This is a genomic window from Myceligenerans indicum, assembly GCF_016742955.1.
Lineage (GTDB): Bacteria > Actinomycetota > Actinomycetes > Actinomycetales > Cellulomonadaceae > Myceligenerans > Myceligenerans indicum.
In genome coordinates, this window is sequence record NZ_JABBYC010000124.1 from 1 (window position 1) to 1364 (window position 1364).

Consider the following 1364-nt stretch of genomic DNA (forward strand, 5'->3'; position numbering starts at 1 on the left):
GGCTCCTGGGACGCGTTCCCGGTCCGGCGGTGCGCACCGGCCGGGCCGGAAGGCGGGTTCGCTGGTGGTGCTGGTCGACGGGAGGCTCGTGCTGTACGTGGAGCAGGGCGGCGGTGGGTGGCGTCAGAGGTCCACCGGTGAGGACGGGGGCGGGTGGTGGCGCGGATGCCAGCCCAGGGTGCGGAGCTTCGCCGAGACCTGTGCGCCGATGCCGCCGGGGGTCGCGTTGTCGGCCGGGCGGTAGCGGAGCAAGAGGATCCGCCCGGTCTCCAGGAGCCGGTTCTGGCGAGGTGCGTCTCTGATCAGGGCTTCCGGTGTGGAATGCGGGCCGACGCCGTCGATCTCGACGACGAGCCACCTGCCGTCCCGGAGTTGCCACGCGAAGTCGCACCGAGCGAGCCAGTACCCGTTCCTGCGGAAGACGACCTGGCTGAGGTCCGGCGGTACACCGTGGTCGATGAACGACAGCCGGGCGTCGGTCTCGGCGGGTGACTCGTCGTTCTCGTTCACGAGAGCGAACCAGCCCTGGATCGTCGCGGACCCGCGCCCGGCCCGGACGTTCCGTGCCACGCGGGCGAGTCCGGCGTCGTCGATCCATCGCTGCCGGGCGGCGTCACTCATCACGGCAACGGCCTGCCCGCGAGTCAAAGACGGCAGCGCCTGGGCGAGCGCCGATTCGAGGCCGGCGATCCGCCAAGGGCCGACCGGCACCGTCTGGAAATCCTTGAACTGCCGTACGACGACGCCGTCGCGCGCCCTGTGATGGGGACCGCCAGGAAGCGCGACCTCGGGAGTGATGCTCCGGGGAAGCCCGGCAACGCCGTGGAGTGCCAGCGCGGAGGCGCCGACCGCGGCCGAACCGGGGAACACCAGAACCCCTTTGAAGCCGGAGCGGCGCCGGATGTGGCTGAAGTAGTCACTGCGGACCCGATCGGAAGGGCTTGTCGGGTCGGTGTCGAAGACGGTCACGCCTTCGAACCGCCAGATTTTGTGCTCGACAAGGCGTGCGGCACGGCGGTGGTCGACGCCGAACAGCTTGCACTGCTTCAGCGAGACCAGACCTTCCTGCCGAACTGCGATGTGCAGGAGACCTTCCGGGACCGGCTTGAGAGGGCGCATGCCCGGATGAGATCAAGAACTCGACGCCCCTGCGGAGCAACAGCACCCCGCCTGTGCACAACCTCATCCGACACGTCCCTGTGGTCATCGCACACCGACGCAACCCCGCCGACTCCGGCTCGCCCCTGCCCCTGACGCAGCCCTGCCGACTCCGGCTCGCCCCTGCCCCTGACACGCCCTGCCGACTCCGGCGCAACCCCGCTCCCGACACCCGGTTGCCCGACACCTGTCTCTTATACACATCT

Annotated in this window: 1 protein-coding gene; it reads right to left on the reverse strand. The window is 69.8% G+C overall.

Annotated features, from left to right (window positions below; translation table 11 throughout):
* Window positions 1-123: 123 nt before the first annotated feature.
* Window positions 124-1119 carry a putative endonuclease domain-containing protein gene (locus HGK34_RS22185; RefSeq protein ID WP_201851589.1) on the reverse strand — a complete coding sequence of 332 codons (996 nt, stop codon included), beginning with the start codon at window positions 1117-1119 and terminating at the stop codon, window positions 124-126.
* Between the last annotated feature and the right edge of the window lie 245 nt (window positions 1120-1364).